Consider the following 8,142-nt stretch of genomic DNA (forward strand, 5'->3'; position numbering starts at 1 on the left):
AGAATTGTATAAGAGAAAGAGAAAAAGGTGGAATGAATATGAATAAACGTGTTGGAGAGTATTTAATGGACTGCCTGAGTACTGCAGGCGTAGATAAAGTATTTGGTGTACCTGGAGATTTCAACTTAGCTTTCTTAGACGATATTATCAGCCGTGATGATATTGAATGGATTGGTAATACAAATGAATTAAACGCAAGTTATGCGGCAGACGGTTATGCACGCATGAATGGTTTAAGCGCAATGGTGACTACATTTGGTGTAGGTGAATTATCAGCAGTCAATGGTATCGCAGGTTCTTATGCAGAACGTATTCCAGTAGTTGCAATTACAGGCGCACCGACACGCAGTGTAGAACAAGCAGGTAAATATGTTCACCACTCACTTGGGGAAGGTGAATTCGATAACTACCGCAAAATGTTCCAAGAAATTACAACAGCACAAGGTTATATCACACCTGAAAATGCACAAGAAGAAATTCCGCGTCTGATTAATGAAGCATTAGCCGAGAAAAGACCGGTACATTTACACTTACCGATTGATGTCGCAATGACAGAAATTGAAGTGAAAGATGCTTATCAATTACCAAAATTTAAAGCACAAGATGTCTCAAACTATATTGAGATGGTTAAAAATAAATTAAACAGTGCGTCTCAACCTGTAATTATTGCAGGACATGAAATCAATAGTTTCAAACTGCATGACAAACTAGAACAATTTGTAAATCAAACACACATTCCAGTTGCGCAATTGTCATTAGGTAAAGGTGCCTTCAATGAAGAAAATCCTTACTATATGGGCATTTATGACGGCTCAATCGCAGAAGAAAATATTAGAAATTATGTTGATAACAGTGATGCAATTTTAAATATTGGTGCGAAATTAACAGACTCTGCCACAGCAGGTTTCTCATATGAATTTGATATTGATGATGTCGTGATGTTGAATCAACACAATTTCAAAATGAATGACACAGAAGATCAAGATGTAACATTACCAGATTTATTAGAAGGCCTGTTAGAGATGGACTATGTGAATGATGCAGATTACCCACAATATAAACGTCCAGAAGCGAGTCAATATGAATTAACGAACGAACCATTAACACAAGAAACGTACTTCAAGATGATGCAAGACTTTATCGCACCTGATGATGTGATTCTAGCCGAACAAGGAACATCATTCTTTGGTGCATATGACTTAGCGTTATATCAAGCGAATAAGTTTATCGGCCAACCTTTATGGGGCTCAATTGGTTACACGTTACCAGCAACATTAGGTACACAAATTGCTGATCCAAATCGTCGTAACTTATTATTAATCGGTGACGGTTCACTGCAATTAACAGTTCAAAGTATTTCAACAATGATTCGTGAGAAATTAAAACCAGTATTGTTTGTCATTAATAATGATGGCTATACAGTAGAGCGTAAGATTCATGGTGAAAATGAACCATATAACGACATCTTTATGTGGGACTACAAAGCCTTACCAGCAGTCTTCGGTGCTAAAGATGATGTGAAAATCCATGATGTTTCAACAAGTGAAGAGTTGAAACAAGCCTTTGAAACTATTAAAGCTTATCCAGAAATGATGCACTTTGTAGAAGTGAAAATGGCAATGCACGACGCACCGCATAAATTAGAAGCTATTGGTAAAGCTTTCGCAAAACAAAATAGCTAAAGATAATTTGAAAAATAATACACATAAAAATGAATGAAGTGATTCGCACTTTCATTTAAAATCCCTGACGTTTAAAGTCGGGGATTTTTTTATGAGAAATATTGATAAACATAATTTTAAATCATAAAAAATTGACGATTCTAGAGGGTGTTTTCAGTTTTTCTAAAAAAATATTTATTCGCATAAAATGTATATTAATGCATAAAAATAGGTGGTTAAGTTCGTTCAATTCGTTAAATTTAAACTTAACATAGGGTTATAAGCGATTAGGACGCTTGAATTACTAATCTGAAATATATATTTATTCATTTTTGCCAACATATTCTTTTGTATGAATTTGCATTATTATAAATAATTCGTTAATGTCTTTATGTAACATAAGAAATGGGGAGTTGGAAAAATAAAAAGAGAAGTAGAATTTGATTTTTATGTTTTCAACGACAATTAATCAATATAGGGAGTGCAAAAACATTGCAAAAAGCTAAAAAGCAAAACAAAGCTAAAAAGTCCCAAATTATGGACTGGACAACGTTTTATGGTACTGTCGCTATTTTATTAATTGCTGTCATTCCGATGATGGCATTTCCTAAAGCGAGTCAAAAAGTAATCACTGACATTAACGAAGCAGTATCCAATTCGCTAGGTGCAGTTTATTTATCACTGGGCTTAATTGTTTTAGGTTTCGTACTGTACATAGCATTTGGCAAATACGGAAACGTAACTCTGGGGAGAGCAAGTGATAAACCGGAATTCGGTAACTTTACTTGGGCAGCAATGCTGTTCTGTGCCGGTATCGGTTCAGATATTTTATACTGGGGCGTTATTGAATGGGCCTTCTATTTCCAAGTACCGCCACATGGCGAGAAAGGTATGACAGATGCTGCCTTAGAATATGCCACAATGTATGGTATGTTCCACTGGGGTCCAATTGCTTGGGCAATTTATGTTTTACCAGCTTTACCGATCGGTTACTTAGTTTTCGTGAAGAAAAAACCAGTTTATAAAATCAGTCAGGCTTGTCGACCGATTTTAAAAGGACAAACTGAAAAATTACCAGGTAAAATTGTCGATATTTTATTTATCTTCGGTTTACTTGGCGGTGCAGCTACATCACTTGGATTAGGTGTGCCAATGATTTCAGCTGGTATTGAACGTTTAACAGGTATTGATGGACAAAGTATGGTGTTACGTTCAGCGATTTTAATTACAATTACGGTTATTTTCGCAGTCAGCTCTTATACAGGACTAAAAAAGGGATTCAACGTTTAAGTGACGTGAACGTTTGGTTGTCATTTATTCTATTAGGATTTGTCTTTATTGTAGGTCCAACTGTATTCATCATGGAAACAACAGTTACAGGCTTTGGGAATATGTTAAAGAATTTCTTCCAAATGGCTACATGGTTAGAACCATTTGGCGGTATTGACGGACGTAAGGAAACAAACTTCCCACAACAATGGACAATTTTCTATTGGTCATGGTGGATCGTTTATGCGCCGTTTATCGGACTCTTTATCGCACGTATTTCCAAAGGTCGTACGTTAAAAGAAGTCATCTTAGGTACGATTATTTACGGTACATTAGGTTGTGTCTTATTCTTTGGTATCTTTGGTAACTATGCAGTGTATCTTCAAATTACACATCAATTCGATGTTGTATCATTCTTGAATGCACATGGTACGGAAGCAGCCATTGTTGAAGTCATTCACCAACTACCATTCCATAATATTATTGTCGTTCTATTCTTGATTTCAGCGTTCTTATTCTTAGCAACGACGTTCGACTCAGGTTCATATATTCTTGCTTCAGCATCTCAAAAGAAAGTGATTGGTGAACCATTACGCGCGAACCGTTTATTCTGGGCATTTGCGTTATGTTTATTACCATTCTCATTAATGCTAGTCGGTGGTCAACGTGCGCTGGATGTTCTGAAGACAGCTTCAATTCTAGCCAGTGTGCCGCTCATTGTGATTTTCGTCTTTATGATGATATCGTTTATTATCACCTTATCTAGAGACCGCGTTAAATTACAATTACGTGCCGCACGATTAAGAGAAGCAGAACATCGTTCCTTGAAGATTAATCAGATTGCGGAAGAACGTGAAGAGGAACAACACGCACAAAGATCTTAACGATTTATAAGCAGAATTACTTTTAAAGATAAAAAATGAATGAAGTAGAAATAAAAAATGGCACGCATTCCAAATCTGGAGTGCGTGCCATTTTTATACCGATAAGTTATGGAAAGTGTATTATACATCTTTCGGGTCAGGAATTGGGAAATATTTAAAGATTTCGCCTGTACGGATGGCTTCATTAATTTGAGAGAGCCATTCGTAATAGATACGAGAATGTTCGAGTTGTGCATTGACGCGTTGTGCATAGTCATAAGTTGCTTCATCGACATCATCTGATTCTAGAACGTGTTGAATAATTTGTTCTGCTTCATCAAGAGAAGCCATATTGACGTTTATTTCACGACTGAATTTCACATCGAAGAAGTGTCTGAAGAATATAAAGAAGTCTTTTTCAGCAACAAAATGTTGTTTACGACTGCCACGTGTAAATTGTTGTTTTACTAAGTCATATTCTTGTAGACGTTTCACACCTGTACTCATACTTGGCTTACTCATCTGCAACTTCTCGCGCATTTGATCCAAGGTCATATTATCTTCAAATACCATAGTCCCGTAAAGGTTGCCGACACTACGATTAATGCCGTACAAATCCATTGTTTCGCCAATCGCGTTAATCACTAAATCTTTAGCTTCTTCGATGGCTTGTTCATGTTGATTTGAACTTGTCATACTTAAACCTCCGTCCACTACATTTATATTCATTTTAGAGTTATTTCCCGCATTCGTCCAATGTTGAATCATGAATAGTATATCAAAGTACAGGATTATCTTTAACTTGCTATGCAGTGTGTTATATAAAAAGTGTGTTTGACACTTTCTCTTTATTCATGCTAACATAAACTTTGTAAAATTCGTTAAATAAAAATTTAACAAAGTTAACGGGGGTCTAAATGATGGAACTTGTAAAGCGTTTATCTCACCAACAATACATTGATGGTGAGTGGATAGACAGTGCGAACCAAGCCACACGTGAAATAATCAATCCTTATAATCAAGAAGTTATATTCGAAGTATCAGAAGCAGCAGCTGAAGATGCAGAACGTGCAGTAAAAGCAGCAAGACATGCTTTTGATCAAGGTGACTATGCGAATGAAACAAGTGAAGTCAAAGGACAAAAAGTCAGAGCAATTGCTGACAAGATTAAAGAAAATCGTGAAGAACTTGCGAAACTAGAAACGTTAGATACTGGTAAAACGTACGAAGAATCACTTGCAGATATGGATGACATCCATAACGTCTTTATGTATTTTGCGGGGTTAGCTGATAAAGACGGCGGTGAAATGATTAATTCACCAATTCCAGGTACAGAAAGTAAAGTTGTGAAAGAACCAGTCGGTGTGGTTACACAAATTACACCTTGGAACTATCCTTTACTACAAGCATCATGGAAAATTGCGCCAGCCTTAGCTACAGGTTGTTCATTAGTGATGAAACCTAGTGAAATCACACCATTGACAACTATTCGTGTATTCGAACTGATGGAAGAAGTCGGTTTCCCTAAAGGTGTTATTAATTTAGTATTAGGTGCCGGTTCAGTTGTAGGTGATGTTTTATCAGGTTCACCAGAAGTAGACTTAGTGTCATTTACAGGCGGTATTCAAACTGGTAAACACATTATGAAACAAGCAGCAAATCATGTGACAAATGTCGCATTAGAACTTGGCGGTAAAAATCCTAACGTTATTTTTGAAGATGCTGACTTTGATTTAGCAGTTGATCAAGCGCTAAACGGCGGCTATTTCCATGCAGGTCAAGTATGTTCAGCAGGTTCACGTATCATTGTTCAAAACTCAATTAAAGATAAGTTCGAAGAAGCGTTGATTAAACGCGTGAAAAATATTCGTCTTGGTAATGGGTTTGATGAAGATACTGAAGTGGGTCCATTAATCTCAGCGGAACATTTAGCAAAAGTTGAAGGTTATATGGATGTTGCGAAAGAAGAAGGCGCAACGATTGCGACAGGCGGTAAACGTCCTGATCGTGATGACTTGAAAGATGGCTTCTTCTTTGAACCAACAGTGATTACAGATTGTGATACGTCAATGCGTATTGTACAAGAAGAAGTATTCGGACCTGTTGTGACAGTTGAAGGGTTTGAAGATGAAGCGGATGCGATTCGTTTAGCGAACGATTCAATTTATGGTTTAGCAGGTGCAGTGTTCTCTAAAGACATCGGCAAAGCGCAACGTGTCGCAAGCCGATTACGTATGGGTACAGTATGGATTAATGATTTCCATCCTTACTTCGCACAAGCACCTTGGGGCGGCTATAAACAATCAGGTATCGGTCGTGAATTAGGTAAAGAAGGTTTAGAAGAGTACTTAGTTTCTAAACACATTTTAACGAACTATCATCCAGAACCAGTGAATTGGTTTAAAGGCTAATGCATTTTAAATAAAGCGAGAATACAGGTGAAATAATTTTCGCCTCTCTGTTCTCGCTCTCTTTTTGGACAAATTAAGATAAATCGAGCATAACCATTTTCTATAGGAGGAAGACATAAATGAGTAAATCTTATGATTATGATTATATTATTATCGGCGGGGGCAGTGCCGGTTCAGTTTTAGGTAATCGTTTAAGTTTAGACAAGAACAATGAGGTATTAGTATTAGAAGCAGGACGCAGCGACTATTTTTGGGATTTATTTATTCAAATGCCAGCAGCATTAATGTATCCATCAGGAAATCGTTTCTACGACTGGATTTATGCGACAAATAACGAACCACATATGGGCGGTCGTCAAGTTGCACACGCACGCGGTAAGGTATTAGGCGGTTCAAGTTCAATCAACGGTATGATTTATCAGCGTGGTAACCCGATGGACTATGAAAAATGGGGTTCACCAAAAGGTATGGAAACTTGGGATTACGCACATTGCTTACCATACTTCAAACGTTTAGAAACAACATTCGGTGCAGAACAAGATGACGAATATCGTGGTCATCATGGTCCGATTAAATTAAAACGTGGACCAGCGAAAAACCCATTATTCCAAGCGTTCTTTGATGCAGGTGTGCAAGCAGGCTACAATAAAACACCTGATGTGAACGGTTTCCGTCAAGAAGGTTTCGGACCTTTCGACAGCCAAGTTCATAATGGTCGTCGTGTATCAGCTTCACGCGCTTACTTACATCCAGTAATGAAACGTAAAAATTTACATGTTAAAACACGTGCGTTTGTGACGAAATTAAACTTTGAAGGTAATAAGGTTACAGGCGTGACATTTAAACGTAATGGTAAATTGCATACGGTTACCGCAAAAGAAGTCATCTTATCAGGTGGTGCGTTCAATACACCACAATTACTTCAATTATCAGGTATCGGTGATTCTGAACACTTGAAATCATTAGGTATTGAACCACGTATTCATTTACCTGGTGTCGGTGAAAACTTCGAAGACCACTTAGAAGTGTACATTCAACACGCAGCATCTCAACCTGTGTCAGAACAACCAAGTTTAAATCCATTAAAAATGCCATTTATCGGTTTACAATGGATCTTCAGCCGTACAGGCCCAGCCGCAACGAACCACTTTGAAGGTGGCGGATTCGTACGTTCAAACGATGATGTGAAGTATCCAAACTTGATGTTCCACTTCTTACCGTTAGCAGTACGTTATGATGGCGAGAAAGCAGAAACAAAACATGGTTTCCAAGTACACGTTGGACCAATGTATTCCAACTCTCGCGGCAGCTTGAAGATTAAATCAACAGACCCATTTGAACATCCTGACTTTGTGTTCAACTATCTTTCAACAGAAGAAGATAAACGTGAATGGGTAGAAGCTATTCGTGTTGCACGTAATATCTTATCTCAACCTGCACTTGCACCGTATAACGATGGAGAAATTTCTCCAGGACCAGAAGTTCAAACAGATGAAGAAATTTTAGATTGGGTACGCCGTGACGCTGAAACAGCATTACACCCTTCATGTAGTGCGAAAATGGGACCTGCTTCAGACCCAATGGCCGTTGTAGACCCATTAACAATGAAAGTACATGGCATGGAAAACTTACGTGTTGTTGATGCATCAGTCATGCCTACAACAACAAACGGTAATATTCATGCGCCTGTCTTAATGATTGCGGAAAAAGCTGCAGATATTATTTTAGGCAATGATCCAATGAAACCAGAATATATGGATTATTATGTACATGGTAAACATGATAAAAATGCAGGAACAGTTCAATAATTAACGTTTTAAAAGGAGTCTTCAAATAGTGGAGGACTCCTTTTTTTATATACTTTTAGAAAGTCTGTTTATTGCCATACGATGATGCAAAATTATAAATGTTTAAGTTTTGATACATAGGGATAAGAGA

Annotated in this window: 4 protein-coding genes and 1 pseudogene; 4 read left to right on the forward strand and 1 reads right to left on the reverse strand. The window is 37.5% G+C overall.

The genetic code is table 11. The annotated features are described in order from the left end of the window. The first annotated feature begins 38 nt into the window (after positions 1–38). Positions 39–1,682 (forward strand): alpha-keto acid decarboxylase family protein, encoded by a 1,644-nt coding sequence (locus HMPREF3270_RS10265; protein ID WP_070848706.1) that lies wholly within the window; start codon positions 39–41, stop codon positions 1,680–1,682. 516 nt (positions 1,683–2,198) lie between these two features. Further along, positions 2,199–3,814, forward strand: a pseudogene (locus tag HMPREF3270_RS10270) (BCCT family transporter). A gap of 120 nt (positions 3,815–3,934) precedes the next feature. Here the strand turns inward: HMPREF3270_RS10270 and HMPREF3270_RS10275 are convergent. Then, on the reverse strand, positions 3,935–4,489 hold the full coding sequence (locus HMPREF3270_RS10275) for a choline uptake/conversion transcriptional regulator CudC (RefSeq protein ID WP_070848705.1): 555 nt from the start codon (positions 4,487–4,489) through the stop codon (positions 3,935–3,937). Positions 4,490–4,713: 224 nt separating this feature from the next. On the opposite strand from HMPREF3270_RS10275, the gene betB reads away from it, so the two are divergent. Together betB and betA are read left to right on the forward strand one after the other, a co-directional pair. Continuing rightward, positions 4,714–6,204 (forward strand): betaine-aldehyde dehydrogenase, encoded by a 1,491-nt coding sequence (betB, locus tag HMPREF3270_RS10280; RefSeq protein WP_070848704.1) that lies wholly within the window; start codon positions 4,714–4,716, stop codon positions 6,202–6,204. A gap of 119 nt (positions 6,205–6,323) precedes the next feature. Further along, complete coding sequence (gene betA / locus HMPREF3270_RS10285; RefSeq protein WP_070848703.1) at positions 6,324–8,012, forward strand: choline dehydrogenase; 1,689 nt, start codon at positions 6,324–6,326, stop codon at positions 8,010–8,012. The last annotated feature ends 130 nt before the right edge of the window (positions 8,013–8,142 follow it).

The sequence above is a fragment of the Staphylococcus sp. HMSC65H10 genome (assembly GCF_001839185.1).
Classification (GTDB): Bacteria; Bacillota; Bacilli; order Staphylococcales; family Staphylococcaceae; genus Staphylococcus; species Staphylococcus simulans.